Source organism: Micromonospora sp. NPDC048170, from assembly GCF_040652795.1.
Classification (GTDB): Bacteria; Actinomycetota; Actinomycetes; order Mycobacteriales; family Micromonosporaceae; genus Micromonospora.
Map to the genome: position 1 here is coordinate 23,322 of NZ_JBEZMR010000036.1, position 25,791 is coordinate 49,112.

The 25,791-nt window shown below is 72.3% G+C and carries 25 protein-coding genes, 2 tRNA genes and 1 other RNA gene; 15 read left to right on the plus strand and 13 right to left on the minus strand.

Going from position 1 to position 25,791, the window contains the following annotated elements:
• Positions 1 to 6: 6 nt before the first annotated feature.
• Positions 7 to 2,916, minus strand: a complete 2,910-nt coding sequence (locus AB0D32_RS28985) for a glycosyl hydrolase (RefSeq protein WP_357097019.1) — start codon at positions 2,914 to 2,916, stop codon at positions 7 to 9.
• 172 nt (positions 2,917 to 3,088) lie between these two features.
• A complete protein-coding gene (locus tag AB0D32_RS28990) occupies positions 3,089 to 3,853 on the minus strand; it encodes a peptidoglycan DD-metalloendopeptidase family protein (protein ID WP_357097021.1) in 765 nt (254 codons plus the stop codon).
• Between the two features lie 61 nt (positions 3,854 to 3,914).
• Between AB0D32_RS28990 and AB0D32_RS28995 the strand changes: the two genes are divergently transcribed.
• From AB0D32_RS28995 to AB0D32_RS29010, 4 genes are all read left to right on the plus strand, one after another.
• The gene (locus AB0D32_RS28995) at positions 3,915 to 4,307 is read left to right on the plus strand and encodes a hypothetical protein (protein WP_357097023.1); all 393 of its coding nucleotides are present in this window, start codon (positions 3,915 to 3,917) and stop codon (positions 4,305 to 4,307) included.
• A 94-nt stretch (positions 4,308 to 4,401) separates the two neighbouring features.
• Positions 4,402 to 4,605: a hypothetical protein gene (locus AB0D32_RS29000; protein ID WP_357097025.1), complete on the plus strand. Its 204-nt coding sequence runs from the start codon at positions 4,402 to 4,404 to the stop codon at positions 4,603 to 4,605.
• A 122-nt stretch (positions 4,606 to 4,727) separates the two neighbouring features.
• A complete protein-coding gene (locus tag AB0D32_RS29005; RefSeq protein ID WP_357097027.1) occupies positions 4,728 to 5,255 on the plus strand; it encodes a tRNA adenosine deaminase-associated protein in 528 nt (175 codons plus the stop codon).
• 184 nt (positions 5,256 to 5,439) lie between these two features.
• Entirely contained in the window at positions 5,440 to 5,892 is a 453-nt protein-coding gene (locus tag AB0D32_RS29010; protein WP_357097078.1) for a nucleoside deaminase, read from the plus strand.
• A gap of 77 nt (positions 5,893 to 5,969) precedes the next feature.
• On the opposite strand, the gene AB0D32_RS29015 is transcribed toward AB0D32_RS29010, so the two are convergent.
• The 3 genes from AB0D32_RS29015 to deoD form a co-directional block, all read right to left on the minus strand.
• Positions 5,970 to 6,437, minus strand: a complete 468-nt coding sequence (locus tag AB0D32_RS29015; RefSeq protein WP_357097029.1) for a thioesterase family protein — start codon at positions 6,435 to 6,437, stop codon at positions 5,970 to 5,972.
• A complete protein-coding gene (locus AB0D32_RS29020) occupies positions 6,434 to 7,072 on the minus strand; it encodes a TetR/AcrR family transcriptional regulator (RefSeq protein WP_357097031.1) in 639 nt (212 codons plus the stop codon). Before AB0D32_RS29020 ends, AB0D32_RS29015 begins: the two co-directional genes overlap by 4 nt.
• Before the next feature lie 120 nt (positions 7,073 to 7,192).
• Positions 7,193 to 7,900, minus strand: coding sequence for a purine-nucleoside phosphorylase (gene deoD / locus AB0D32_RS29025; RefSeq protein WP_357097033.1), 708 nt, complete (start codon positions 7,898 to 7,900; stop codon positions 7,193 to 7,195).
• A gap of 75 nt (positions 7,901 to 7,975) precedes the next feature.
• Between deoD and AB0D32_RS29030 the strand changes: the two genes are divergently transcribed.
• Positions 7,976 to 8,062, plus strand: a tRNA-Ser gene (locus tag AB0D32_RS29030).
• Between the two features lie 97 nt (positions 8,063 to 8,159).
• Here AB0D32_RS29030 and AB0D32_RS29035 read toward each other — a convergent pair.
• The 5 genes from AB0D32_RS29035 to AB0D32_RS29055 all read right to left on the minus strand — a co-directional run bounded on the left by AB0D32_RS29035 (position 8,160) and on the right by AB0D32_RS29055 (position 11,475).
• Positions 8,160 to 8,711, minus strand: a complete 552-nt coding sequence (locus AB0D32_RS29035; RefSeq protein WP_357097035.1) for a DUF5872 domain-containing protein — start codon at positions 8,709 to 8,711, stop codon at positions 8,160 to 8,162.
• A gap of 71 nt (positions 8,712 to 8,782) precedes the next feature.
• Complete coding sequence (locus tag AB0D32_RS29040; RefSeq protein WP_357097037.1) at positions 8,783 to 9,313, minus strand: hypothetical protein; 531 nt, start codon at positions 9,311 to 9,313, stop codon at positions 8,783 to 8,785.
• Entirely contained in the window at positions 9,310 to 9,924 is a 615-nt protein-coding gene (locus AB0D32_RS29045) for a hypothetical protein (RefSeq protein ID WP_357097039.1), read from the minus strand. Before AB0D32_RS29045 ends, AB0D32_RS29040 begins: the two co-directional genes overlap by 4 nt.
• A gap of 246 nt (positions 9,925 to 10,170) precedes the next feature.
• Complete coding sequence (locus tag AB0D32_RS29050; protein WP_357097041.1) at positions 10,171 to 10,968, minus strand: sulfite exporter TauE/SafE family protein; 798 nt, start codon at positions 10,966 to 10,968, stop codon at positions 10,171 to 10,173.
• A gap of 422 nt (positions 10,969 to 11,390) precedes the next feature.
• Positions 11,391 to 11,475, minus strand: a tRNA-Ser gene (locus AB0D32_RS29055).
• An 82-nt stretch (positions 11,476 to 11,557) separates the two neighbouring features.
• Here AB0D32_RS29055 and ffs point away from each other — a divergent pair.
• Both ffs and AB0D32_RS29065 read left to right on the plus strand, forming a co-directional pair.
• An RNA gene (gene ffs / locus AB0D32_RS29060) (signal recognition particle sRNA small type) lies at positions 11,558 to 11,647 on the plus strand.
• Positions 11,648 to 11,754: 107 nt separating this feature from the next.
• On the plus strand, positions 11,755 to 14,349 hold the full coding sequence (locus AB0D32_RS29065) for a DNA polymerase III subunit gamma and tau (protein ID WP_357097043.1): 2,595 nt from the start codon (positions 11,755 to 11,757) through the stop codon (positions 14,347 to 14,349).
• Positions 14,350 to 14,484: 135 nt separating this feature from the next.
• Here the strand turns inward: AB0D32_RS29065 and AB0D32_RS29070 are convergent, their stop codons facing one another.
• Positions 14,485 to 15,558, minus strand: coding sequence for a DUF2332 domain-containing protein (locus AB0D32_RS29070; protein ID WP_357097045.1), 1,074 nt, complete (start codon positions 15,556 to 15,558; stop codon positions 14,485 to 14,487).
• A gap of 159 nt (positions 15,559 to 15,717) precedes the next feature.
• Here AB0D32_RS29070 and AB0D32_RS29075 point away from each other — a divergent pair, with 159 nt between their 5' ends.
• The 7 genes from AB0D32_RS29075 (at position 15,718) to AB0D32_RS29105 (ending at position 23,025) form a co-directional block, all read left to right on the plus strand.
• Positions 15,718 to 16,026, plus strand: coding sequence for a YbaB/EbfC family nucleoid-associated protein (locus AB0D32_RS29075; RefSeq protein ID WP_233600326.1), 309 nt, complete (start codon positions 15,718 to 15,720; stop codon positions 16,024 to 16,026).
• A gap of 7 nt (positions 16,027 to 16,033) precedes the next feature.
• Positions 16,034 to 16,627: a recombination mediator RecR gene (gene recR / locus AB0D32_RS29080; protein WP_357097047.1), complete on the plus strand. Its 594-nt coding sequence runs from the start codon at positions 16,034 to 16,036 to the stop codon at positions 16,625 to 16,627.
• Between the two features lie 318 nt (positions 16,628 to 16,945).
• Complete coding sequence (locus AB0D32_RS29085; protein WP_357097049.1) at positions 16,946 to 18,610, plus strand: ABC transporter substrate-binding protein; 1,665 nt, start codon at positions 16,946 to 16,948, stop codon at positions 18,608 to 18,610.
• Positions 18,611 to 18,688: 78 nt separating this feature from the next.
• Positions 18,689 to 19,693: an ABC transporter permease gene (locus tag AB0D32_RS29090; protein ID WP_357097051.1), complete on the plus strand. Its 1,005-nt coding sequence runs from the start codon at positions 18,689 to 18,691 to the stop codon at positions 19,691 to 19,693.
• Positions 19,690 to 20,658 (plus strand): ABC transporter permease, encoded by a 969-nt coding sequence (locus tag AB0D32_RS29095; protein WP_357097053.1) that lies wholly within the window; start codon positions 19,690 to 19,692, stop codon positions 20,656 to 20,658. The genes AB0D32_RS29090 and AB0D32_RS29095 overlap by 4 nt, the downstream gene beginning before the upstream one ends.
• Positions 20,659 to 20,782: 124 nt before the next feature.
• Positions 20,783 to 21,925 (plus strand): ABC transporter ATP-binding protein, encoded by a 1,143-nt coding sequence (locus AB0D32_RS29100; RefSeq protein ID WP_357097055.1) that lies wholly within the window; start codon positions 20,783 to 20,785, stop codon positions 21,923 to 21,925.
• A complete protein-coding gene (locus AB0D32_RS29105) occupies positions 21,922 to 23,025 on the plus strand; it encodes an oligopeptide/dipeptide ABC transporter ATP-binding protein (RefSeq protein ID WP_357097057.1) in 1,104 nt (367 codons plus the stop codon). Before AB0D32_RS29100 ends, AB0D32_RS29105 begins: the two co-directional genes overlap by 4 nt.
• A gap of 108 nt (positions 23,026 to 23,133) precedes the next feature.
• Here the strand turns inward: AB0D32_RS29105 and AB0D32_RS29110 are convergent, their stop codons facing one another.
• Positions 23,134 to 23,589: a hypothetical protein gene (locus AB0D32_RS29110; protein ID WP_357097059.1), complete on the minus strand. Its 456-nt coding sequence runs from the start codon at positions 23,587 to 23,589 to the stop codon at positions 23,134 to 23,136.
• Complete coding sequence (locus AB0D32_RS29115; protein ID WP_357097080.1) at positions 23,571 to 24,203, minus strand: HNH endonuclease family protein; 633 nt, start codon at positions 24,201 to 24,203, stop codon at positions 23,571 to 23,573. The genes AB0D32_RS29110 and AB0D32_RS29115 overlap by 19 nt, the downstream gene beginning before the upstream one ends.
• Positions 24,204 to 24,341: 138 nt before the next feature.
• Between AB0D32_RS29115 and AB0D32_RS29120 the strand changes: the two genes are divergently transcribed.
• On the plus strand, positions 24,342 to 25,778 hold the full coding sequence (locus AB0D32_RS29120; protein WP_357097061.1) for an MFS transporter: 1,437 nt from the start codon (positions 24,342 to 24,344) through the stop codon (positions 25,776 to 25,778).
• Positions 25,779 to 25,791: the final 13 nt, after the last annotated feature.

Sequence of the window (25,791 nt, forward strand, 5' to 3'; positions counted from 1 at the left end):
ACAGGATCAGGAGTGGGGCAGCTTCACCAGCGACCTGTCGCCGATGCCGAGGGTGGTCGGGTTGGTCCCGATCGCCGACCAGACCTCCACCCGCACCGTGCCGTTCGACAGGTTGCCGAGGGCGCCGGTGGCGGAGTGCAGGCCGCTCTGCTGGGTGTAGCGCTCGTACCCGGGGACCGGGTCGGTGGCGAAGTAGCGGTACGTCTCCACCCGATCCCAGCCGCCGTTGCCGGTCAGGTCGTAGGAGATTCGCACCTGCACCCCGTTGCCGACCGCGTTGCCGGCGTCGAGGAACAGGTCGAACGCGGTCTGCCCACCGGCGTACGTCAGGTCCAGGCCCGTCGCGGTGAACACCTGCGGGTTGGTCGGCGTGCCGTCGCGGTTCACGCCGCCCGCGCCGGCCACCGTGGTGGTCGACGGGCCGCCGGCCGCGCCCAGCCCACCACCCGGCAGCAGGTACCGGGTCGGTAGATCCGCCGAGGGCGGTGGCGTGGTGGGTGGCGGAGCCGTCGGCGGGGTGGTGGTCGGCGGGGTCGTCGTGGGTGGCGGCGTGCCGGTGACCCCGCCCGTCGCGGTGCCGCCGCTCCAGGCGTACGCCCCGCTGGTCGCCGTCTTCCCGGCGGGCACGTCGAGCCGGGTGCCGTCGGAGAAGGTGACGGCCAGTGGCGCGGCGGTGATGTTGCTCGCCACGTAGGTGCGGGCACCGTTGCGCTGGAACACCGCCGCGAGCGGATGGTTGGCCGTGATCCCGGTGTGCACCAGGCCGAGCGCGGCGAGGTTGCGGATCCAGTGGAAGGTGTGTGCCCGGCTCTCGCCCTCCTCCGGGGTGTACCCGGGATTCGCGCGGAGCTTCGCCAGCGCCGCGTCCGGGTCCCCGAGCGCCAGGAACTGCCAGTGGATGTCCTGCCACACCGTCGGTTCCCCGCCGTTGTTGCGTACCAGCTCCTGGTAGTTCGCCCGGTTGGACGCCGGGTGGTGGCCGAGGTAGAGGTGCCCGCCGGTCACCGGGAGCATGTTGATGCCCTGGATCATCTCCGGCTCGGCGCTGAACCAGGTGGCGTACGCGCCGCCGTCGCCCCAGACCATGCCGACCGTGGAGTGCCCGAACGCCGACGGGTAGTTCTCGTTCGTCACGTCGAACCAGTACTCGTGGATCGCCGCCGCCTGCGTCGTGTGGATGAAGATGCCGGCGTCGCGTACGGCGGTGTTGCCGGTGGCCTGCCCCCACTGGATGAGGGCGTTGGCGAAGTTCATCCCCTCGGACGAGGACTCCTGGTTGTTGCCGGCGTTGAACGAGCCGTGCCCGGCGGCCCAGTCGTGCCCGGCGTAGATGTCGAAGTCGCGCAGGTACGGGAAGCGGTTGTCCGCGCGGTCGTAGTTGTTCGCGTCCCGGATCAGCAGGTCGATCATGCCGCCGTACTGGTCCTGCCGGGCCCAGGTGGGGTCGAACTTCGCCAGGGTCGCGGCGGCGGCGATGTAGTAGCCGTAGTGGAAGTGGTGGTCGTTGAGTTCCTGGTCGGAGCCGTAGGAGGCCGGGTAGCCGATCAGGGTGCCCCAGTTGCGGTCGTAGTGGAAGAGCCTCCCGGTCTCCCCTGGTGTGGCGGTGAGCCAGTCGGTCAGCGTGCTCCGGATGGCGTTCAGCGCGGCGGTACGCGTCTCGGCGTCGCCCACCTGGTCGGCTATCTCGGCGATCCGGGCGGCCCGGCCGAGGCCCTTGCCCGTCCAGTAGGTGTCGCCGCCGCGCTGGTCCATCGGGTTGCCCCTGACCGCCGCGAGGTGGTTGCGCAGCGTGGTCAGGTCCGCCCCGGTGCCGGTCGCCACGGCGGGAACCTCCGGCAGCACCCCGTGGAACTTCATCGAGGTGCGGAACTGGTTGACGCCGGCGAGCACCTTCATCCGGCCGCGCGCCGACGGGTAGGTGAGCGTGAGCGGGGTGGAGCCGGTCAGCGAGCGCCACTGGTGCGGGTAGAGGCTGACTACCGTCTGGTTCGCGGTGCCCTCCCGGGCCGTCGTGGTGACGGCGTACGTGGTGGTGACGGTGCTGGTCGCCTGGTCGTACGCGTACGAGACGCGGGTGCCGGTGACGTGGGCGTGGGCGTACCGGCCGTAGGTGGTGGCCAGTTCGGCGCGGGACGTGGCGTCGGTGCCCGGCGTGCTGGGCAGCAGGGCGACCGAGAAGTAGCCCCTGCCGGCCAGGTTGGAGGTGATCCGTCCACCGTTGACGGACCAGGTGGCGCCGGTGGGCGCGTACGCGACGTAGTCGTGCCCCCGGACGGTGAAGCCGATGGTGGCGCCGCTGTTCGACCAGATCGTGGCGCTGCCGCCGGTGGCGTTGATCAGGGCGTCGCCGCCGCTGGTCCGGAAGTACGCGAACGGCAGGCCGTGGCCGATGGTGGCGCGCATGGTCCGGGCGCCGTCGCTCCAGTACGGGGTGACCGTCCAGTCGGTCCAGCCGTCGACCTTGACGACCGGGGCGCCGAGCGCGGCGACGCCGACCCGGATGTCCTCGGAGTACGTGTACTTGTACTCGCCGACGCCGGTCGGGGTGCCGCTGACGGTGGGGGTGGAGGTGGCCGAGAGGCCGAGGCCGTCGCCGGACGGCTGGTAGGAGACCGGGTGCGCGTGCAGCGGCTCGCTGTAGGAGCAGTTGGTCCGTTTCCACAGCAGCGACGTCCACCAGTCGTTGGTGGGGATCGGCCCGGCGGGCGCTTCGGCGGTGGCGAACTGCCGGGGGTTGGTGGTCATGTCTCCGCAGCCGGTGGGCAGGGGGCCCACGCGGTCGGTGGTGTAGCTGCCGGCGCCGACGGTGGCGGCCCGTGCGGGGGTGGTGGTGACGACGGCGAGGCCGCCGAGGGCGAGGGCCAGGGCGGAGGTGGCCGCCACGGCCCAGGTGCGGCGTGTCGCAGGAGGTGTCACAGTGCCTCCGGTCGGGGAGCGCCGGTCGGGGACGGGCGCGGTCTGCGGGCGAATTGTGCGGAAAGTTGCCTCAGAGAGCGCTCTCTTGCAGCGGGACGCTAGCCCAGCGCCGAGACCTCCGTCAATGTTTCCGCGCGATGAACCGCTGATGACGACAAACGGGAGCGGGTCGTCAGCCGGTCGTCGGCGCCTTCGGGCAGCCGTGCCGGCGGTGCCAGGCGGCCACCTCGGCGGCCGGTTCCTTGTTGCCCTTGCGCCGCCACGAGTTCAGGTACGGCGCCGGCCAGACCGCGCCCCGCCGGATCCACCAGCCGTCTTGGCCGGTGCACGGCGGGGAGATGCCGAAGTGCAGGTGGCAGACGTTGTTGGCGTTTCCGGTCCGGCCCACCTCGCCGAGCTGCTGACCGCCGCGTACCCGCACCCCGGCGTCGACGCCGTCGGCGATCCGGCGCAGGTGCGAGCCGTAGTAGCGCACCCCGTCATCGCCGAGCAGCGACACCGACAGCCCTCCGTTGTGCGGCCCCCGCGGCCCGCGCTTGTCGAACCGGTCGACCCGGCTGACCTCCAGCACGACCCCGTCGGTCACCGCCACGACAGGCTCGCCGCAGTCGGCGAAGATGTCCGTCCCCGGGTAGGCCGAGTGGGTCGGGTGGTAGTCGACGTTCGCCGCGCGTACCGGGAAGACGTGCGGTAGCCCGGCGCGGGTCGGCGCCGTCGACGGGCCGGTCGGGGCGGCGGCGCCGGTCGAGGGCGGAACGCCGGTCGGGGTGGCGGCCGGTGACGCCGGCTGCCCGGCTGTCGCCGGCACGCTCGGGCGCGGGTCGCCGGGCGTCGTCCCGGGCCGGGTCGTCGCGCAACCGGCGGCCAGCACCGGCACGAGCAACAGCAGGACCGGGTACGCCGGACGCGCGCGGCGTCCGATCGTCGGCGAGGGCATCCGGTCATCCTGGCAGAGTCGGTACGGTGGGACGAGGTTCCACGGCAGAGGGGAGGGGTCGGTGACGACCGGACGGTACGCCTTCCCGCCCGACCCGGAGGCCGGGTTCCGGCCGGCGCCACATGCCCCTTCGGGGCTCTTTCCGTCCGGGCCGCCGTCGCGGCCCACCTACCGCGAACCGCACCCGGTCACCGGCGTGGGCGTCGCGGTCGGCGCCGTCGTGGCGACCGCCTGGCTGGTCCTGTTCGGCCTGCTCGGCCGCAGCGTGTCCGGGTACGCCTGGTGGACGCTGCTGGCCGGCGGGCTGGCCTGGCTGGCCGCGCTGCTGCTGGTCCGCTCCGGCGACCGGGGGGCGGCCACCGGGATCGCGATCGTCACCGCCGGCGGGTGGAGCATCGCCGCCGCCATCGTGGCGGTGCGCTGGGCGTCGATCGGGGACTGGCCACTCTGGTGAACGCCGGCCGGCCGGGATCCTGCTCCGGCCCGGCCCGTTACGGCGGGTTCGCGGCTGCGCTGCGTCGCGGGCCGGCTGCGCAGCGAATCCCGTCTTGACGTGGCCGCCCGAACTCGGCACCCTCGGCGGTATGGCCTGGACCACTCCGCGGCTCGACCCCGAGCGCAGCCGCCGTCGCCAGCAGCTCATCGCCGAGTTGGCGGGCGCCCGGGCGGTACGCCAGCGCGAACGGCCGCAACGGGTGCGCAGCGAGCGGCTGCGGGAGCTGATCGCCACCCGCCGCCGGGTCGCCGGCTGAACACCGGCAGACTTTCCCCAGGATTGACCGGCCCTTCGGGGCGTTGACCGGTCGCCTGCCGACCTGACCGGCTAACGTGCACGCGTAACGGGTCGGCCTGCCGAGGCTTTTTTGGGGGAACCGTGTCGTACTTCGCTGCGGCCGCCGTGCGTGACGAAAGCGGTTGGACGGCCGCCGAGGTGAACCTGCGGGGCGTCACCGACATCGAGGACGTCGCCGACCGGCTGCGCGACGTCGACCAGGACGCCGACCTGTCGCTGCTCTTCGTCGAGGCGGACGACGCGTACCTGGTGATCATGCGCCTGGACGAGGGGGAGGACCTGCGGGTCTTCGGCTCCGACTCGGCCTACGCGGAGGAGTCCCGGCTGGGCGCACTGCTGGTCGGCGACCTGAAGACCTCGGTGACCGGGCTGGACGACACCGAGGAGCCGCGCCCGTCCGGCCGCGGCGACGAGGAGACGGAGCAGCCCGCCGTCGACCCGGAGGCCGACCCGGTCGGCGAGGCCGACCTCCTGGCCGACCTGGGCATCTCCGCGCAGAAGCTGCTCAACCTCAGCGCGCGGGAGGGCATGATGCCGGCCGACGTCACCACCGAGGTGTGCCAGGTGCTCGGCTGTGCCGACGAGGTCGAGGAGCTGCGTGAGGTCTGAGCCGTCCGGGCCGGGCCGGGCGGGGGCGGGCGGCGTCGAGCCGGCTGACGCCACCGATCCGGCCCTCGGCACCGTACGCCCCGGGCAGCCGACCCCGGGCGCGGCCGGCCGGGTCGGTCCCGGCGCCCACGAGGGGTTGGCCGACCCGGACGGGGCCGGCCGGCGGCAGCGGCACGAGCTGTGGATGCGCCGGGCCCTGGAGGTCGCCGTCACCGGCCCGGACAGCCCCGGCGGCACGGGCCCAGACCCCTCCGACGACGTCCCGGTCGGCGCCGTGCTCTACGGGCCGGACGGCGCCGAGGTGGCGATCGGGCGCAACGAGCGGGAGCTGACCGGCGACCCGACCGCGCACGCCGAGGTGCTGGCGTTACGCCGGGCCGCCGGACGGCTGGGCCGCTGGCGGCTCGACGGCTGCACGCTGGTCGTCACCCTGGAACCCTGCACGATGTGCGCGGGAGCACTGGTGCTGGCCCGCGTGTCCACCGTGGTCTTCGGCGCCTGGGAGCCCAAGACGGGGGCGGCCGGCTCGCTGTGGGACGTGCTGCGCGACCGTCGGCTCAACCACCGCCCGGAGGTCTACGGCGGCGTCCTGGAGCCGGAGAGCGCCGCCCTGCTACGCGCCTTCTTCCGCGTGTAAGGCAGGGCACCTTGTCAACGCCTGCGGTATAGGAAGGGCCCCTTCCTTACACGGCGGGCGAGTCGGGTGTCCGGCGGTCAGGCGCTGGCCGGGGCGGGCCGGAGCAGGGTCGCCGCCACCGCGCGGGCGGCGTCGGTCCACGGGGCGGGGCGCAGGGTCGCCGGGTCGAGCCGGACGATAGACCGCTGGCCCTCCGCGTGCACGGTGCCGCCGTCCAGGGAGTGGAACCGGTAGGCGTACCGGCCGCTGCTGGTGCCGAAGTGGTCGAGCCAGAAGTGCACCGCCACGGGCCCGGTGCCGGTGACCGGGGCCTTGTAGGCGATGGTGAACTCGCGTACGGCGTGGAACACGTCCGGTGCGCTGTGCCGCGCGCCCTGGAAGGAGACGCCGTGCTCGGCCCAGTATCCGGTCAGGGCTCGTTCGAGCAGCACCGCGTACCGGGCGTTGTGCAGGAGGCCGAACGCGTCGAGGTCGTCGAAGTGCACCCCGACGTGCGCGACGTGGCCGAACTCGACGGCGGGCTGGTCGACGATGGCGTGGCTCATGAGATGCCTTCCGGTAGCAGGGTCGGATCGGGGCACAGTGCCCGTAGGCGGTTCAGCAGGCCCTGGCGGGCGTGCCGGTAGGCGGTGTCGGGGTCCAGCAGCCGGGAACGCATGGCGGCGGTGATCCCGAGCGCGTCGATCTCGTACGCCAGCTGCGCGACGTCCACGTCGGCGGGAAGTTCGCCGGCGGCGACCGCCTCCCGGACGAGGTCTTCGAGGAACGCCGTCCAGCGGCCGAACGCCTCGGCGAGCCGGTCCCGGATGGGACCGGGGCGCGCGTTGTACTCGAAGTCGGCGCTGGCGAAGAAACAGCCGCCGGGGAGCACCCGGGCAGCGAAGAAGTCGATCCGGGCCTGGTGCAGCGCCCAGAGCCGCCGTACGCCCCGGGGGGCGCGCAGGGCGGGTCGGATGATCCGTTCCTGCTGCTGCTCCACGGCCCGGTCGACCGTGGCGAGTTGGAGCGCCTCCTTGGACCCCCAGTGCGCGAAGAGGCCGGACTTGCTGACCCCGAGCGCGTCGGCGAGCTGGGCGAGGGAGAGGCCGTGCAGGCCGACCTCGGTGGCGAGGACCACGGCGGCGTCCAGCGCGGCGGTGCGGGTTCGGTCGCCCCGCGCGACGCGTCCGTCGACTGTCATGGGGAGAGGCTAATCAAAAAGCACGACCGGTCGTATTGTTTTTTGGAGTGACGACGGTCACCGGAAACGCGGCGCCGCCCGCCATCCAGGGATGACGGGCGGCACCGGAGACGACGGAGGTCAGGCGATGATCGTGTCCAGGGCGATCTCGACCATCTGGCTGAAGGTCTGCTCACGCTCCTCGGAGGTGGTCTTCTCGCCGGTCTTGATGTGGTCGCTGACGGTCAGCACGGTCAGGGCGCGGGCCTTGAACCGGGCGGCGATCGTGTAGAGCGCCGCCGACTCCATCTCCACCGCCAGCACGCCGTAGTCGGCGAGGGTGTCGTAGAGGTCCGGCCGGTCCGTGTAGAAGGCGTCCGCCGCCAGGATCGGCCCGACCCGCATCGTGATGCCGCGCCGCTCGGCCACCTCCACCGACGTACGCAGCAGCCCGAAGTCGGCCACCGGGGCGTAGTCGATCAGCCCGTCGAAGCGCATCCGGTTCATGTTCGAGTCGGTGGACGAGCCGATCGCGGCGATCACGTCACGCAGTTGGAGATCCTCGGACAGGGCCCCGCAGGAGCCGACCCGGATCAGGCTCTTCACGCCGTACTCGTTGACCAGCTCGTGGACGTAGATGGAGGCGGAGGGCATGCCCATTCCGGAGCCCTGGACGGAGACCTCGACGCCGTTCCAGCGGCCGGTGAAGCCCAGCATGCCCCGGACCGTCGTGTAGCACCGAGCACCCTCGAGGTAGGTCTCCGCGATCCACTTGGCCCGCAGCGGGTCGCCCGGCATCAGGACCCGCTCGGCGATCTCGCCCGGCTTCGCGCCGATGTGCGTACTCATGGCAAGGATCCTGCCAGGCCGACCCCGGCGATACCGGTTCGGCGTCCCAACCCGGGGTCATGTACCCTTCTCGGCGGTGGCGTGTCCGAGCGGCCTAAGGAGCACGCCTCGAAAGCGTGTGAGGGTTTACGCCCTCCGAGGGTTCAAATCCCTCCGCCACCGCTCGTGAAGTGCAGAAACGCCCGGTCGATCCGCGAGGATCGACCGGGCGTTCCGCTTCTGGCAGGCCGCGGGCATGGCGCGGGAGTTCGGACGTCGGTCAGCGCCGGTCGAGTTCCGACTCCAGCCGCCGGATGAGCGTCTTGCGGGCCTTGCCGTCGCGTTCGCGGCGCAGTGCCGTCTTGAGCTGGCCCTTGTCGAGGTCGCGGGCGAGCTTGGCCGCCTCGGCGACCGGCAACTCCGCCAGCCGCTCGGCAGACGTGGCGTTGCGGCGCGCGCGGCTGGCCGGCCCGGTGTTGGCGACGTACTGCCTGCCGGACTTCGACTCCTTCTGCTTCTTGGCGTCGGTCGCGCGCCGTTGCTCGGGAGAGAGCTGCGCCCAGGCCTGCTCGGGCAGGTAGCGGCTCGTCTCGTCGCCGTGCCGCGCCCGGGTGTCGCCCTCCCTGGTCTGCCAGTGCTCGCCGCCCCAGCGCTGCAACGACTTCTGCCGCTCGTCCTTCGGGCCCACGTAGCCGCCGCCGCGCTTCTGGTACTCCTTGGTGAGCAGCTGCGACTTGCGCGCCGACCACTGCCCCGGCCGGCCGCCCCTGTCGGAGGCCTTGATCTCTTCCTTGACCTGCTCCCTGAGTTCGGGTTTCGTGTACCGCGCCATGCCCGGCGGTTACCCGACCCCGGGGGCCTCATGCTTCCGGCGCCAGCCCGGCGCGACCCAGGAGGCAAGCCTCAGCAGGGGCTGTGGCCCTCGTGGAAGAGGCGCTGGGCCCAGTCGGCGTACCCGGCGATGATCTTCTTCACCGCCCGCCCGTCGTGCAGGAAGAGGTATGCCCGGTCGCCCCGCCGGGCGAGCAGCCCGTCGAGCCGGTACGTCCCCTGTGGAGCGTCCAGTTTCCGGGCGGACGGGTAGCGGGCGCGTACCTCCTCGACCGGCATGCCGGCGGTGATGCCCTGCGGGGTGCGCGTCGCCTCGCCGAGCCAGAGCAGCACCAGCCGGTCGTCGACGAAGATCGGGCTGGTCGTGTCGTGTCCGGCGAGCGACGGGCCGCAGGCGTCGACGTCGGAGCGCAGGATGCCCCGCCGGGTCAGCTCGTCCTCGGTGTCGCCGAACTCTATGTCGCTCAGGCCGTTGAGGTCGACCACCTGGACGACCCCGACGGGCCGGTCGTCCAGTTCGGACGGCGACGGTTGTACGCCGCTGCCCGAGACCCAGGCAGCCGTCAGCAGCATCGATATAAAAGTAAATTGTCGCAATTTCATGGAATCCCCCAGTCCCCAACGGAACTGGGGCGTTCAGGTTGCTGCCCGCCCGCAGATTGCCGGCTCTCCCACTCCTCGGCCAACTCGTCCCAGTAGTCGGCGCTCAGTCGCCGGCGCCCGTGCGCCAGCCAACCAGCGGTGCTCCGCTCGACGTGCAGGCCCAATTCGGCGAACGGGTCGATCCATGCGCCGGGCTCCGCCCCGAGCCGGGTGAGCGCCGCGTTGAGCGGCCACTGGGCGCGCGGCCCGTCGAAGAGGCGGTCGAACCCCGGCCCCCAGTTCACCCCGCCGCCGAGCCACACCAGCGCCGACTGGTAGCCGGCCCCGCCGGCGAACTCCGCCTCCAGGTACGCCACCGGACCCGACCGCGACCAGCGCGCGAGAACCTCGGCGAGGGCCGCCGAGAGCACCAGGTGGAACGGCTCGTCCGGCGACCGTTCCGCCCCCGAGAAGTCGGGCGGCGTGCCGGTCAGTTCCTCGACCAGTTGCGGGGTGACCGGCAGCAGCCCGAAGTCCTGACGCAACTCGCCGAGAACCGCGTGGTCGAGGTCGGCGGTCTGCTCGCGGAGCAGTTCGGCGTCCGCGACGACCGCGCTGAGCTGGTAACCCATCCAAGCCCCCCGCTATCCACACCCTGTGGATAGAACATGTGTACGACGCGACTTCGTGCTCCCCGGCCCCGTTCCCCGAGACCGTACCCGCACTCCTCCGTCGATTCCGCCCCGCGATCTTGCACTTTCGGCCCCGTTTCCGGGTGCTATGCGCCTTTTGTTCGGGCGCAAACTGCAAGATCGCGCTTCGCGGGGCACGCTTCGGTCCGTGCGCGCGGCTGGCCCTGTCCGAGCCGGCCGCAGCGCTCAGAGCAGCAGGTTGACCAGGGCGGCAAGCCCGACGACCACGATCGTGGCGCGCAGGACCACCGGGGGCAGCCGGCGTCCCCACCGGCCGCCGATCAGACCGCCCACCACGGAACCCGCCGCGATCAGCAGCGCCGGCTGCCACGCCACCGTCCCCACCGCGACGAACAGGACCGCCGCCACCCCGTTCACCAGGCCGGCGAGGAGGTTCTTCACCCCGTTGACCCAGCGCAGGTCGGTGGAGAGCAGCACCCCGAGCAGCCCCAGCAGCAACACTCCCTGGGCGGCGCCGAAATAGCCGCCGTACACCCCGGTGCCGAACACGCCGAGCAGCAGCAGCGGCCCGACGCGCCGGACCACCCCGCCGCCGGACGGTGCGGGTCCGCCGTCCGGCACCGGCCGCCGGTGGGCCAACGACCGCGCCAGTCGCGGCTGCAACACCACGAGCACCAGCGCGAGAATGATCAGCGCCGGCACGATGGCCCGGAACGCGCCAGGGGGCAGAAGCAGCAGCAGTACGCCGCCGGTGACCCCGCCGAGCACGGCGGCGATGCCCAGCCGCACCAGCAGGCCGCCATGCCCGGCCAGTTCCCTCCGATAGGCGTACGCCGCGGAAAACGCTCCCGGCACCAGCCCGACGGTGTTGGACACGTTCGCCACCACCGGCGGGAAGCCGAGGGAGAGCAGAACCGGGAAGGTCACCAGCGTGCCCGAACCCACCACCGCGTTGATGGCTCCCGCCGCGACCCCGGCGGCCAGCACGGCCAGCCCCTCGACGGCATTCAGCGTTACGTTCACTTGCGTCTGCGCTCTCCCCGGGCCGGTCGTCGCCCGCAGGTCGCCGCCGCCCGGTTGTCTCGCTGTCGGATGCGGCTGTCAGCGTATGGCGCGGTCCCTGCCGGTTGACCGACGTGCGGCAGGGATCACGCCGCGTCCACGCGCCCGATCCAGCTGCGGCCAGAGATACGTCTACCTGCATGCCGGATCATCGGGCTCGGCAACGAGCTGCCTATCCGTCCTCGACGTCGCTGCCCCTGCGACTGGTCATCAGGGCGGCGGCGCAGTACAGCGCCATTTCGACCGCCGCGTAACCGGCGGCCCTCGGACGAGGATGCCTCCGCGAAAGCAGTGCCGGCGGGGCGGTTCCAAGATGATCGAAAGAACGGCGCGAGGGCCGTCCCCAAGTGGAGTCGGCCCTCGCGTTCGTGCTGCTCAGCGAGCGGAGGATACGAGATTCGAACTCGTGAGGGTGTTAACCCAACACGCTTTCCAAGCGTGCGCCCTAGGCCTCTAGGCGAATCCTCCGCAGACGAGGATACAGGTCTGCGGCGGGTGGGCCACCCCACCACCCCCTGAAGATCGACGCCGCGTCGGGTAGGGTTGGCGGTACCTCCCGTGCGGCGGTATCTCGTGAACCTCCCCAGGGCCGGAAGGCAGCAAGGATAAGCGAGCTCTGCCGGGTGCACGGGAGGCCTTTTTGTCTCCGGGTCCCGGTAACGTCACCGCGGGTCAGGCCACGGGGTGGTGGGTGGTCACCCGCGTCTGACCGGCGCAGAATGGCTCGGTCGAGAGGAGGCGGGACGAGTGGCACTGGCGCTCTACCGCAAGTACCGGCCGCGTACCTTCGCCGAGGTCATCGGGCAGGAGCACGTCACCGAGCCGTTGTCGCAGGCGCTGCGCAGCGGGCGGCTCAACCATGCCTATCTCTTCTCGGGCCCACGCGGCTGCGGCAAGACCTCCAGCGCCCGGATCCTGGCCCGCTCGCTCAACTGTGAGCAGGGTCCCACCCCGGAGCCGTGCGGGCAGTGCGAGTCCTGTCGCGAGCTTGCCACCGACGGCGGCTCGATCGACGTGATGGAGATCGACGCGGCCAGCCACGGTGGCGTCGACGACGCCCGCGAGCTGCGCGAGAAGGCGATCTTCGCGCCGGCCAAGAGCCGCTTCAAGATCTACGTGATCGACGAGGCGCACATGGTCTCGTCGGCCGGCTTCAACGCCCTGCTCAAGCTGGTCGAGGAGCCGCCGGAGTACGTCAAGTTCATCTTCGCGACGACCGAGCCGGAGAAGGTCCTCGGCACGATCAAGTCGCGGACCCACCACTACCCGTTCCGGCTGATCCCGCCGAAGGTGCTCCGGCCCTACCTGGAGCAGCTCTGCGCGGCCGAGGGCGTCGCCGTCGAGCCGGCGGTCTTCCCGCTGGTGGTGCGCGCCGGCGGCGGCAGCGCCCGGGACAGCCTCTCCGTGCTCGACCAGCTCATGGCCGGGGCGGGGCCGGAGGGGGTCACCTACTCCCGGGCCGCCGCCCTGCTCGGCGTGACCGACGCCGCCCTGATCGACGAGATGTGCGACGCGCTGGCCGCCGGGGACGGCGCGGCGGCGTATGCCACCGTCGACCGGGTCGCCGAGGCCGGGCACGACGCGCGCCGGTTCGCCTCCGACCTGTTGGAGCGGCTGCGCGACCTGATCGTGCTCCAGCAGGTGCCGGACGCCGCCGCCAAGGGCCTGATCGACGGCCCGACCGACCAGATCGAGCGGATGGCCGCCCAGGCCCAGCGGCTCGGCCCGGCGACGCTGTCCCGCTGCGCCGACATCGTGCACAACGGCCTGGTGGAGATGCGCGGCGCCACCGCGCCCCGGCTGCTGCTGGAGCTGATCTGCGCCCGGATGCTGCTGCCCGGCGCCGACGACACCACGGGCGGCCTGCTCCAGCGCCTCGAACGCATGGAGCGTCGGCTCACCCTCGCCGGCACCGACGCGCCGCCGGCCGCCGCCGGCCCCGCGCCGGTCACCTCGCCTCCTCCGGTACGCCCCGACCCCACCCCCGTCACGACCGCGGCTGTCGCCGCGCCCGACCCGGGGCCCGCCGGCCCGCCGGCGGCTGCCGGCGCTCCGTCTGGTGCCGCGGCCGCCCGCGCCGCAGCTCTGGCCGCCACCGGTTCCCGGACGACGGAGGCAGCCCCGGGTGCCGCAGAACCGGTGCGCCCGTCCGCCGGTGGCCCGTCCGGCGATACTCCTGCCCGCCGTCCGGTGCCGCCCTCGGCCGTGATGCCCGACCCGACCACGCCCGCCCCGCCCCGCCCCGGCGCGGCTCCGGCGGGCACCCTGGACGCCGTCGCGGTGCGCCGGGTCTGGCCGGACATCGTCGCGAAGGTCAACCGGATCAAGAAACCGGCTGCCGCGCTGATGCGCGACGCGGTGGTCCGCGACGTGGACGGCGACACGCTGATACTGACCGTCAAGTCGCCGGTGCTCGCGCAGATGATGGGCAACCACACTTCGGTGCTGGCCGAGGTGCTGTACGAGGAGTTCGGCAGCCGCTGGCAGATCCGCTGCGAGGTGGCTGGCGAGCGGGGTGGCGCGTCGCTCGGTGGCTCGTCGCGTTCTGCCGCTCCGGCCCGCCCGGCGTCCCCGCCGTCGGCAGCCCCCGCCCACCAGGACCGAGGTGGTGCCGGCCCGTCCGGCGGCGCGAGCGGCGGCATGCCCGGTGGCCCAGGCGGTCCGAGCGGCCCGGCCGGCACGAATGGACCTGGTGGTGCGGCCGGCGGGCCTGGTGGCGTGAGGGCGGGCGGTGAAGCGGGCAGCCAGGGTCAGGTGACCCGGCCCACCTCCGGCGCTGGTGCGTCGGGGGCCGGCGGTGCTCCCGCCGCCGACGCGGCCGAGGACTGGCCCGAGCCCGCCCGCCCTGGTGGTGCGGCCGGGGGCGCCGACGACTGGCCGGAACCGGCTCGGCCTGGCGGCATGCCCGCGGCCACCTCGACGACCGGTGCGGCGACGGAGAGCGCATCGGCAGCCGTACCGACGGCCGTTCCGAAGCCGGTGGCTCCGCAGCAGGCCGCGCCCGGCGGTCCCCCGGTGAGCAGCGCGATCGCGGCGGCGCGGGCGGCTGCGGCGGGACGCGGTCCGCGTACCGGCCAGGCGGCCCGGAAGACTGCCGACACCGACTGGGCCGGCGAGCCGCCGTACGACCCGGACTTCGACGGCCCGCTGCGCGGCGGCGCGGAACGCCCCGGCGGCACCGCGCCGGCGGCCCCGAACTTCGAGGGCTTCGACCCGGGCGACGAGCCGCTGGACGAGGTCATCGACGAACGGACCGCGCGCGAGTCCAGCGAGGAGCAGGCGGTACGGCTGCTCCGTGAGGCGTTCGGCGCCGAGAAGATCGACGAGGTCGACGCCCGGTAGCCCTCCTCCCCGACGCCGACGTGCCGCCCGGCGAGGAGATCATGGTACGGAACGGCCCCTCCAGGGGCGCTGAGATACCAAGATCTCCTGCGACGACGCATGGACGCGCACGGCACGGGGGCGGAGGGCGGTCGGTCAGGCGGGCCAGGCCGGGAGGCCGTGGGGGTGTGCCGCCGCCAGTAGGCGTTCCGGGCCGGTGCCGAGCCGGGCGCGGAGCTGGAAGTCGCTGCCGGCCTCCCAGGGGTGTGGCTCGAAGGACAGGTGGGCGATCGGCGCGTCGGCGCTGCCGGCAACAGCCAGCCGGTCCAGTTCGGCGGTGACCCGCGCCCACTCGTCGGCCGGCACGTACTGCCGCATCACCGAGTGCCACACCACGGTCAGCGTGCCGGCGCGCGGGGTGATCCCGGCGAGGAAGTCGGCCGCGCTCGCCGCGACGACCCGTACCGGCAGCCGCCGGGCCAGTTCCAGCGCGCCGGCCAGCCGGGCCGCGCGGGCGGTGTGCTGCGGCCAGACGTACGCCCGCAGCGCGAGCGCGTCGTCGGGGTCGCCCGGGTCGAGCGGGGTGAGGTCGCAGCCGAGCCGTTCCACGACGGTCAGCTCGGGGTGCGCGCCGGCCGCCTCCCGTAGCCAGTCGGGCACCCCGCCCCGCCAGGCGTCGGGCAGCCGCACCGGGGAGTCGGCCGGGCCCCAGGCGAAGTCGGCGGCCTCGACGCGGAACCGGTCGGCGCGCAGGTTCAGCCCACCGCTCGCGCCCAGCTCGACCAGGCGCACCGGCAGCCCGCCCGCCTCGTGGACGGCGTGGAGCAGCCCGGCCAGCAGCAGGTTCGCCCGGCCGACCTCGTTGGTCTGGGGCGGGCGGCGCAGCCAGTCGCGCAGCGTGTCGTACTCGGTCGCGACGACCGCCCGGAACGCGGCCCAGCAGGCGGAAGCGTCCACCGGCCGGTACGCCCCGCCGGCGCTGGGATAGAACCGGGCCAGCTCCGGGGCCCGGCCGGAGAGCACCAGCGCGTGCACGCCGCCGAGCAGGCGCAGCGACACGACGTCGTCGGCGGGGGCGTCCTCGTACCCGACGATGACGGTGGCGCACGGGCCGCCGGTCCGGACGTCCCCGGCGGCGCGCGTCAGCAGGTCGGCGTAGAGGCCCGCGTCCATCCCGGCGCACGCCCGCGCCTGCCGTTCCACCGCCGCCGCGGCCTGTTCCCGGCTCATCCGCCACCTCCGTCCGGTCGGTCCCGTGATCGTGCGCCCGGACCCGGCAGGAGGGAAGCACCGGGCGGGGCGAGGCTGCTCACAGCGGATAGGCTGAGCGGCGGCCGAGCAGACGAGTGCGAGAAGGAGCCATCCGTGCGCCCAGGTGGACAGCCGAACATGCAGCAGATGCTGAAGCAGGCGCAGAAGATGCAGCAGCAGATCGCCAAGGCGCAGGCCGAGCTCGCTGAGGCGGAGCTGACCGGCACCGCCGGCGGTGGCCTGGTCACCGCGACCGTCGCCGGCACCGGCGAGCTGAAGTCGATCAAGATCGACCCGAAGGCGGTCGACCCGGAGGACGTGGAGACCCTGGAGGATCTGGTCGTCGCGGCCATGCACAACGCCGCCGAGGCGGCGCGGGAGTTGACCGAGAAGAAGATGGGCCCGGTCACCGGCGGCATGGGCGGCCTCGGCCTGCCCGGGTTCTGAGCGGCAGATGTACGAGGGTGCCATCCAGGACCTGATCGACGAGCTGGGTCGGCTGCCGGGCGTGGGCCCGAAGAGCGCCCAGCGGATCGCCTTTCACGTCCTGTCGGCGGATCCGGCCGACGTGAACCGGTTGGCCGGGGCGCTGCGTAAGGTCAAGGAGCTGGTGCGGTTCTGCACCAGTTGCCACAACGTGGCCGAGTCCGAGCAGTGCCGGATCTGCCGCGACCCGCGCCGCACCGACGAGGTGCTCTGCGTGGTCGAGGAGCCGAAGGACGTGGTGGCGATCGAGCGGACAGGTGAGTTCCGGGGCCGCTACCACGTACTCGGCGGGGCGATCAACCCGCTGGAGGGGATCGGTCCGGACAATCTGCGCATCCGGGAGCTGATGGCCCGGCTCAGCGCGGGCACCGTGCGGGAGTTGATCCTGGCCACGGATCCGAACACCGAGGGCGAGGCGACCGCGACGTACCTGGCGTTGATGGTCAAGCCGATGGGTATCGCGGTGACCCGGTTGGCGAGCGGCCTGCCGGTCGGCGGAGACCTGGAGTACGCCGACGAGATCACCCTCGGCCGAGCCTTCGAGGGCCGGCGCGCCGTCTGATTCTTCGCGATGGCCGGCGCCGGAATCGGGCGCCGGCCATCGTCGTACGGGCGTCGGCACGTCCACTGTGGTCTCTGACATGTGGATGATGCGGGCGACGATCGATGTAACAAATTTGCATCGGTCAGCTCGGGCATATTGCCCCTTTGGCGGCGGTCCGGAACGGCCTTCGCGGCGAGGTGCATCGGTTAAGACACGATCCGATACCAACCGGTTCCTCGATGGTTTCCCGCCGGTCCGAACGAGGGCTAAGGTCACGGCGATCGGTGACCCCTGTCACCACGAATGTCCGTACCCTTAAGGACGAGGTGAAGCACCATGCGTGCAACCAGGCCGAAGGTCGCCATCGCGGCCGTCGCGGTCGCGGCCCTCGCGGTAGCAGGCTGCGCCGAGAGCGACCGCGACGACAGTTCCAGCGGTAGCAAGAAGGACACCCTCGTCTTCGGCGTAGCCGGAGACCCGAAGGTGCTCGACCCGAGCTTCGCCAGCGACGGTGAGTCGCTGCGTGTGGCGCGTCAGGTCTTCGAGACGCTGGTCCGTCCGGAGGAGGGCGGCACCAAGGTCACCCCCGGCCTGGCCGAGTCCTGGACCCCGGACGCCGCGGGCACCACGTGGACCTTCAAGCTCCGCACCGGCGTCAAGTTCCACGACGGCACCGACTTCAACGCCGAGGCGGTCTGCAAGAACTTCGACCGCTGGTACAACGCCAAGGGCCTCATGCAGAGCCCGGACGTGACCGCGTACTGGCAGGACGTCATGGGCGGCTTCGCCAAGAACGAGAGCGCGGAGCTGCCGCCGAGCCTCTTCAAGTCCTGCACCGCCAAGGACGCCAGCACCGTCGACCTGAGCTTCACCCGGGTCTCCAGCAAGATCCCGGCCGCGCTGATGCTGCCGTCGTTCTCCATGCACAGCCCGACCGCGCTGGAGAAGCACGACGCCAGCAACGTGGGCGGCACCGCCGAGGACATCAAGTACCCGTCCTACGCGATGGAGCACCCCACCGGCACCGGCCCGTTCAAGTTCAAGTCCTGGGACGTCGCCAACAAGACGCTCACCATGGAGCGCAACGAGGACTACGCCGGCACCAAGGCCAAGCTGAAGACCCTCATCTACAAGACCATCTCGGACGAGAACGCGCGCAAGCAGGCGCTGCGCTCCGGCGACATCCAGGGGTACGACCTGGTCGGCCCGGCCGACGTCGAGCCGCTGAAGGGTGAGGGCTTCAACGTCCTGACCCGCCCGGCGTTCAACGTCCTCTACCTGGCCATCAACCAGAAGGGGAACCCGAAGCTCGCCGACCTGAAGGTCCGCCAGGCCATCGCGCACGCGCTGAACCGGCAGGCCCTGGTCGACTCGAAGCTGCCTCCGGGCGCCAAGGTCGCCGAGAACTTCATGCCGGACACCGTCGAGGGCTGGAACGGCGACGTCACCAAGTACAACTACGACCCGGCGAAGGCCAAGGCGCTGCTGGCCGAGGCCGGCGCGTCGAACCTGACCCTGCGGTTCCACTACCCGACCGAGGTCACCCGGCCGTACATGCCGAACCCGAAGGACATCTTCGAGCTGCTTTCGGCGGACCTCAAGGCGGTCGGCATCACCGTCCAGGCCATCCCGCTCAAGTGGAGCCCGGACTACCTGAACGCCACCACCTCGGGCAACAAGCACGACGTGCACTTCCTCGGCTGGAGCGGTGACTACGGCGACGCCTACAACTTCATCGGCACCTTCTTCGACCGGCAGAAGGACGAGTGGGGCTTCAACAACCCGGCTCTGTTCGCCCAGTTCCAGGACGCCGACACCACCGCCGACGCGGCGGCCCGGACCGAGAAGTACAAGGCCCTCAACAAGGCCATCATGGACTTCCTGCCCGGTGTCCCGGTGTCGCACTCGCCGCCGGCGATCGTGTTCGGCAAGGACGTGACCGGGGTCAAGGCGAGCCCGCTCACCGACGAGCGGTTCTCCACCGCCGAGTTCAAGTCCTGACCTGACGCAAGGACCCGCGGGCGGGCGCTGTTTCGACAGCGTCCGCCCGCGACCCTCCGCACCCCTTTCGAGGCCACCGTGTTCCGGTTCATCGTCAGACGCCTGCTTCAGCTGATACCGACGCTGTTCGGGCTCTCCCTTCTGCTCTTCATCTGGCTCCGCCGACTGCCCGGCGGCCCCGAGACCGCCATCCTCGGCGAGCGCGGGACGCCCGAGATGCGCGCCCAGATCCGGCGCAACATGGGCCTCGACGAGCCGATCCTGGTGCAGTACGGCCGGTTCGTACGGCGGCTGCTCAAGCTGGACCTGGGCACGTCGACCAACACCAAGCGGGCGGTCACCACCGAGTTCCTGGAGCGTTTCCCCGGCACCGTCGAGCTGACCGTCATGGCGCTGGCGATCGCGATCGGGATCGGCATCCCGCTCGGCTACCTGGCCGCCCGCCGTCGCGGCCAACTGCTCGACCACGCCTCGGTCGGCGGTTCGCTGATCGGTATCTGCATCCCCGTCTTCTTCCTGGCGTACGTGCTGAAGGCGGTCTTCTCGGAGAACCTCGGCTGGTTCCCCTCCAGCGGCCGGCAGGATCCGACGCTCGGCGCGACCCGGGTGACCAACTTCTTCGTCCTCGACGGGTTGATGACCCGGGAGTGGGACGCCGCCGCCGACGCGCTCTGGCACCTCGTGCTGCCGGGCGTCGCGTTGGCCAGCATCCCCCTGGCGATCATCGTCCGGATCACCCGGGCCAGCGTGCTCGAGGTGCTCAACGAGGACTTCGTCCGCACCGCCGAGGCGAAGGGCCTCACCGAGAGCACGGTTCGCCGCCGGCACGTCCTGCGCAACGCGATGCTGCCGGTGGTCACCTCGATCGGCCTGCTCACCGGCGGTCTGCTCTCCGGTGCGGTGCTGACCGAGACCGTCTTCGCCTTCAGCGGCATCGGCGCGTTCATCTACGACGCCATCGGCCAGCGGGACTACCCGGTCCTGATGGGCTTCATCCTGATCATCGCGGTGGTGTACGTGCTGGTGAACCTCCTGGTCGACCTCTCCTACAGCCTGATCGACCCGAGGGTGAGGGTCCGATGACGATCATCACCGGCAAGAAGAAGGAAAAGATCGACCGGCTCTCCGAGCTGGCGGCCCGGGAGGACGAGCGCGGCGTCAGCCTCTGGAAGGAGGCGTTCCGCCGGCTGCGGCGCAACCCGGCGGCGATCATCGGCGCGGTCATCCTGGTGCTCTTCGTCCTGGTCGCGGTGATCGGGCCGTTCCTCGTCCCGTACGGGCCGACCGACACGATCGGCATCCGAGAGGGACTGGTCAAGTCGGGCCAGGGAATCATCCCGGGCGCGTCCGGCGATCACTGGCTGGGCTTCGACCACCAGGGCCGCGACGTGTTCAGCCGGATGATCGTCGGCGCCCGGCAGACCCTGCTGGTCGGTGTGCTCTCCACGCTGATCGGCCTGGCGGTCGGCGCGCTGATCGGCGGCGTCGCCGGCGCGGCCGCCGGCCTGGGCGGCCGGTGGGGGCGGGCGGTCGACACCGTGCTCATGCGGATCATCGACATGATGCTGGCGCTGCCCAGCCTGCTGCTGGCGGTGAGCATCGCCGCCCTGCTCGGGGCGAGCCTGACCACCGTGATGATCGCGGTCGGCGTGGTCTCCGTGCCGGTCTTCGCCCGCCTGCTGCGGGGCTCGATGATCTCCCAGGCCAACAGCGACTACGTGCTGGCAGCCACCTCGCTGGGCGTCAAGAAGTCCAAGATCGCGATCACCCACGTGGTGCCGAACTCGCTCGCCCCGGTGATCGTGCAGGCCACCCTGACCCTGGCGACCGCGATCATCGAGGCTGCCGCGCTCTCCTTCCTCGGCCTGGGCAACCCCGACACGGCCGTGCCGGAGTGGGGTGTGATGCTCGCCGACGCGCAGCAGTACCTCGGTATCCGGCCAGGGCTGGCGATCTACCCGGCGGTCGCGATCATCATCACCGCGCTCGGCTTCACCCTGCTCGGTGAGGCGATGCGCGAGGCACTCGACCCGAAGCTGCGGAAGTAGGTTCCATGTGTGAAGCGCGAGGAGTGAGCTTGCGAGCCCCGCAGTCGCGAACGGAGGGGCGGGTGTGTGAAGCGCGAGGAGTGAGCTTGCGAGCCCCGCAGTCGCGAACGGAGGGCCGGTAGTAGTGGCACTGCTCGATGTGGACGACCTTTCCGTCACCTTTGCCCGGCGCGGTCAGCGCACCGTGCACGCCGTCGACGGGGTCTCCTTCTCCGTGGACGCGGGCGAGGTCGTCGGCCTGGTCGGTGAGTCCGGCTGCGGCAAGAGCGTCACCTCGCTGGCGATCATGGGCCTGCTGCCGAAGCAGCCGGGCCTGCGGGTCGGCGGCAAGGCGGTCTTCGACGGTACGGACCTGCTCCAGCTCGACGACCGGTCCCGGCGGGACATCCGTGGCCGGGACGTCGCGATGATCTTCCAGGATCCGCTCTCCTCCCTGAACCCGGTGATTCCGATCGGGTTGCAGGTCACCGAGGTGCTCACCCGGCACCGGGGGATGAAGGGCGACGCGGCCGAGAAGGAGGCGGCGGTGCTGCTCGACCGGGTCGGCATCCCCGACCCGAAGCGGCGGCTGAAGGAGTATCCGCACCAGCTCTCCGGCGGTATGCGGCAGCGCGCCCTGATCGCGATGGCGGTGGCCTGCAAGCCCCGGCTGCTGATCGCCGACGAGCCGACGACGGCGTTGGACGTCACCATCCAGGCGCAGATCCTGGAGCTGCTCAAGGAACTGGTCCGGGACTCCGGCACGGCCCTGGTGATGATCACGCACGACCTGGGTGTGGTCGCCGGCCTCTGCGACACCATCAACGTGCTCTACGGCGGCCGGGTGGTGGAGACGGCCCGCCGTCGTCCGCTGTTCCGCGAGCCCCGGCATCCGTACACCGTGGGGCTGCTCGGCTCGGTGCCGCGCCTGGACGCCGGGCGCGGCGAGCGGCTGAACCCGATTCCCGGCTCGGTCCGCGACCTGCTGCCCTGGACGGACGGCTGCGCCTTCGCCCCGCGCTGCACCCGGCGGGTCGACGAGTGCGTGGGGGAGCCGCCCGCGCTGGTGCTCGCCCACGACGGTCGCAGCTACCGTTGCGTCAATCCGGCACCGTTGCCCGGCACCGTGCCTTCGCAGCCCACCACCACCGCCCCGGCGGCGGAGGACCCGGCTGCGACCGCTCCGGACAGCACCACTCCGGACAGCACCGACGCGGCGGCGGACGCTCCGGCGGCGGAGGCGACCGCGGGCCCGGTGCCCGCACCGCGCGAGGAGGAGAAGCCGTGACCGAGAGCGACATCCTCGTAGAGGTCCGCGACCTGAAGGTGCACTTCCCGATCCGGCGGGGGGTGATCCTCGACCGGACGGTCGGCCACGTGAAGGCCGTCGACGGCGTGGACCTGAGCATCGCCCGTGGAAAGACGTACGGCCTGGTCGGCGAGTCCGGCTGTGGGAAGTCGACGCTGGGCCGGGCGCTGCTCCAGCTCACCCCGCCCACCGGCGGTGAGGTCAGGTTCGACGGCGTCGAGTTGACGAAGCTGCCGGCTGGCAAGCTGCGGTCGATGCGCCGCCGGATGCAGATGATCTTCCAGGATCCGATGTCGAGCCTGGACCCCCGGCAGAACGTCGAGTCGATCCTCACCGAAGGGCTACAGGCCCACGGCATCGGTGGCAACCGGGACGAGCGGCGGCGGATCATCGGCGAGACCCTGGACAAGGTCGGCCTGCCCCGCTGGGCGCTCTCCCGCTACCCGCACGAGTTCTCCGGCGGCCAGCGGCAGCGCATCGGGATCGCCCGGGCACTGGTGCTCGGGCCCGACCTGATCGTCGCCGACGAGCCGGTCTCCGCGCTCGACGTGTCGATCCAGGCCCAGGTGGTGAACCTGCTCGACGAGCTCCAGGACACCCTCGGCCTGACCTACCTGGTGATCGCGCACGACCTCGCGGTGGTGCGGCACATCTCCGACACCGTTGGCGTGATGTACCTGGGCGCGCTGGTCGAGGAGGCGCCGAGCGACCAGCTCTACACCGAGCCGCTGCACCCGTACACCCGGGCGCTGATGTCGGCGGTGCCGGTGCCGGACCCGGACGTGGAGGACCGCCGGGAGCGCATCCTGCTCGCCGGCGACCTGCCCTCGCCGGCCAACCCGCCGTCGGGCTGCCGGTTCCACACCCGCTGCCCGTGGGCGCAGCCGACCCGCTGCGCCGACGAGCGTCCCGCGCTGCGGGAGATCGGCGGCAGCCGGGTCGCCTGCCACTTCGCCGAGCGGATCGCCAGCGGGGAACTGCGCCCGCACAAGGTGAGCGTGCAGCTCACCCGCCCGCTCGGCGAGGGCGACGAGCCGCACGCCGTCTCCGCCCCCAGCGAGCCGGGATCGTACGTCTGATCCGCGTCGCGGACGCGGCCCCTCGACGGGGGCCGCGTCCGGGCGGCCGGCAGGACCAGCCCTCCGGGCGGCCGGTAAGGCGGTCAGCCTTCGCCGGCGGTGGGGTCGTCAGCCCTCGGGGCGGTGCAGCAGGGCGACCGCGATGCCGTGCACCGCGTCCAGCCCGGCCGCGTCGGCCAGCGCGACCCGGCCGCCGGTGACCGTGTACCACTCGTCGGCTTCCCGGTACTGCACCGCCAGCGTCACCTGGCCGTCGGCGAAGCCGGTACGGAGGGTCAGCTCTCCGGTGACCACACCGACCTCGTCGGTCATCACCCCGCCCGGGCCGGGCACGATGTCGGCCGTACGCTCCTGTGCGGCGGTCGACGTGCCCCCGGCGTCGGCGGCCATGCCCGCCCCCGGCACCCCGGTGGACGTGCCGGCCGCGCCGTCCGCCGTCATGCCGGCCGTGGTCGGCCCGGCCTGCGCGCTGCCGGTGGCCGCCGCCGCGTCCTCCCCGGTGGCGTCCGGCGTCTGCTCCGGGGCGGGGCTCGCCCCGGCCCCGGTCACGGCTTGCTCGCCCATGTGCAGCCCTCCAGCATGTCGGCCAGGGCGGCCTTCTCGGCAGTGGTCACCGTCAGCCGCCAGTGGTGCTTCACCGTCACCCAGTTGTCGGCGTACTGGCACCAGAACGACCGGTTCGCCGGCTTCCACTGGGACGGGTCCTGGTCACCCTTTGCCCGGTTGGAGGAGGCGGAAACCGCGATGAGCTGCGGCCGGTCCAGGTCGTTGGCGAACTCGCCGCGCTTCGCGTCGTCCCACTCGTCGGCGCCGGAGCGCCACGCGTTCGCCAGCGGCACCATGTGGTCGATGTCCACGTCGGACGGGTCGGTGAGGGCCCGGCCGTCGTACACGCTCTCCCATCGGCCGTCGACCACGTTGCAGCCGGAGAGCTTGATGTTCTTCCCGTCGCGTTTCAGCACGCTGTCGCGTACGTCGCAGTTCTTGCCGGTGTCCCGCCAGTGCGGGAAGTGCTCCCGGCTGTAGCCCTTCATCGACCCGGCGGTGGCCACGGTGAGCTGGGCCAGCTTCTGTGCGGCGCTGCCACCGCCACCGCTGCTCGGCGGGGTGTCCGGCTCGTCGACGGCGACACAACCGGCCGCGCCGAGCGTCAGCGCCGCGGCGAGCGCGGCCATCATCGCGGCAAGCGGTCCTGATCTGGTACGCACAGACGACACCTCTCCAGCTTGCGGGCTCCCGGCGATCCCGCACAGTACCCGGGCGTGGTTTCGGCGTTTCGTGGCGTCTCTCATATCGTGCGAGGCAGATTGGACGCCATGACCGAAACCGCGCCCGCGCTCCGGCTGGGCACCGCCCACGGGCGGGGCACCCTGCTCGCGGCCGTCCTCGCCTCCGGCATGGTCTTCCTCGACACCACCGTGGTCAACGTGGCGCTGCCCCGCCTCGGTGCGGATCTGGACGCCACCGTCGCCGGTCTCCAGTGGACGGTCAACGGCTACCTGCTGATGCTCGCCGCGTTCGTCCTGCTCGGCGGCGCGCTCGGCGACCGCTTCGGGCGGCGGCGGGTCTTCCTGGTCGGGGTGGTCTGGTTCACCGTCGCGTCGCTACTCTGCGGCCTGGCCCAGGGCACGGAGTGGCTGGTCGCGGCCCGCTTCCTCCAGGGCGCCGGGGGCGCGCTGCTCACCCCGGGTTCGCTGTCGGTGCTCCAGTCCAGCTTTCACCCGGACGACCGGGGCCGCGCCATCGGCGCGTGGTCGGGGCTGTCCGGCGTCTCCACCGCCCTCGGCCCGTTCCTCGGCGGCTGGCTGATCGACGCGCTCTCCTGGCGGTGGATCTTCTTCCTCAACCTGCCGCTGGCTGTGCTGGTCGTGCTGGCGGCGCTGCGTTGGGTGCCGGAGAGCCGGGACGAGGCCGCCTCCCGCACCGAGGGGCCGGGGCGTCGCCGCCGCCGGTTCGACGTGGCTGGCGCGCTGCTCGGCGCGCTCGCCCTGGCCGGCGTCACGTACGCGCTGATCGACGCCCCCGTCCGGGGCTTCGACTCGGTGCCGGTGCTCGCCGCCGTACTGGCGGGCGCGGCCGGCGCGGTCGCCTTCGTGCTCGTCGAGCGGCGTCGCGGGGACACCGCGATGCTGCCCACCGGCCTGTTCGGCAGCCGGCTCTTCTCCGTGCTGAACCTCTTCACCGTGCTCGTCTACGCGGCGCTCGGCGGTTTCACCTTCTTCCTCGCCGTCTACCTGCAGAACGTGGTCGGCTGGTCCGCGCTGCTCACCGGGGTCGCGCTGCTGCCGATGACGGTGTTGCTGCTGGTCGGCTCGGCCCGGGCCGGCGCGCTGTCGGCGCGGATCGGGCCGCGGCTGCCGCTGACCGTCGGGCCGGTGGTCGCCGCCGCCGGGCTGGTGCTGCTGCGCGGCGTCGGCCCCGACGCGTCGTACTGGCGGGACGTGCTGCCCGGGGTGGTGCTCTTCGGGATCGGGCTGACGCTGGTGGTGGCGCCGCTGACCGCGTCCGTGCTGGCCGCCGTCGACGACCGGTTCGCCGGAGTGGCGAGCGGCTTCAACAACGCCGCGTCGCGGGCGGGCGGCCTGCTGGCGGTGGCGGCGCTCCCGCTGCTCGTCGGGCTCTCCGGCTCCGGCTACGCGCAGCCGGCGGAGCTGACCGGCGCGTACCGGGGCGCGATGCTCTGGTGCGCCGGCCTGATGCTGGCCGGGGCGGCGATGGCCGCACTCCTCATCCACCGCCCACCGAAGCGTTAGGAAGGGCCCCTTC

Coding starts and splice junctions, on each gene's coding strand:
- AB0D32_RS29020 (WP_357097031.1), bottom strand. CDS start 7,072: ATGACAGTCGACGGACGCGTCGCGCGGGGCGACCGAACCCGCACCGCC.
- AB0D32_RS29035 (WP_357097035.1), bottom strand. CDS start 8,711: ATGGCGCGGTACACGAAACCCGAACTCAGGGAGCAGGTCAAGGAAGAG.
- AB0D32_RS29075 (WP_233600326.1), top strand. CDS start 15,718: ATGCAGCAGATGCTGAAGCAGGCGCAGAAGATGCAGCAGCAGATCGCC.
- AB0D32_RS29010 (WP_357097078.1), top strand. CDS start 5,440: ATGCGCCGGGCCCTGGAGGTCGCCGTCACCGGCCCGGACAGCCCCGGC.
- AB0D32_RS29070 (WP_357097045.1), bottom strand. CDS start 15,558: ATGAGCCGGGAACAGGCCGCGGCGGCGGTGGAACGGCAGGCGCGGGCG.
- AB0D32_RS29015 (WP_357097029.1), bottom strand. CDS start 6,437: ATGAGCCACGCCATCGTCGACCAGCCCGCCGTCGAGTTCGGCCACGTC.
- AB0D32_RS29085 (WP_357097049.1), top strand. CDS start 16,946: ATGCGTGCAACCAGGCCGAAGGTCGCCATCGCGGCCGTCGCGGTCGCG.
- AB0D32_RS29120 (WP_357097061.1), top strand. CDS start 24,342: ATGACCGAAACCGCGCCCGCGCTCCGGCTGGGCACCGCCCACGGGCGG.
- AB0D32_RS28990 (WP_357097021.1), bottom strand. CDS start 3,853: ATGCCCTCGCCGACGATCGGACGCCGCGCGCGTCCGGCGTACCCGGTC.
- AB0D32_RS29115 (WP_357097080.1), bottom strand. CDS start 24,203: ATGATGGCCGCGCTCGCCGCGGCGCTGACGCTCGGCGCGGCCGGTTGT.
- AB0D32_RS29040 (WP_357097037.1), bottom strand. CDS start 9,313: ATGAAATTGCGACAATTTACTTTTATATCGATGCTGCTGACGGCTGCC.
- AB0D32_RS29045 (WP_357097039.1), bottom strand. CDS start 9,924: ATGGGTTACCAGCTCAGCGCGGTCGTCGCGGACGCCGAACTGCTCCGC.
- recR (WP_357097047.1), top strand. CDS start 16,034: ATGTACGAGGGTGCCATCCAGGACCTGATCGACGAGCTGGGTCGGCTG.
- AB0D32_RS29110 (WP_357097059.1), bottom strand. CDS start 23,589: ATGGGCGAGCAAGCCGTGACCGGGGCCGGGGCGAGCCCCGCCCCGGAG.
- AB0D32_RS29095 (WP_357097053.1), top strand. CDS start 19,690: ATGACGATCATCACCGGCAAGAAGAAGGAAAAGATCGACCGGCTCTCC.
- deoD (WP_357097033.1), bottom strand. CDS start 7,900: ATGAGTACGCACATCGGCGCGAAGCCGGGCGAGATCGCCGAGCGGGTC.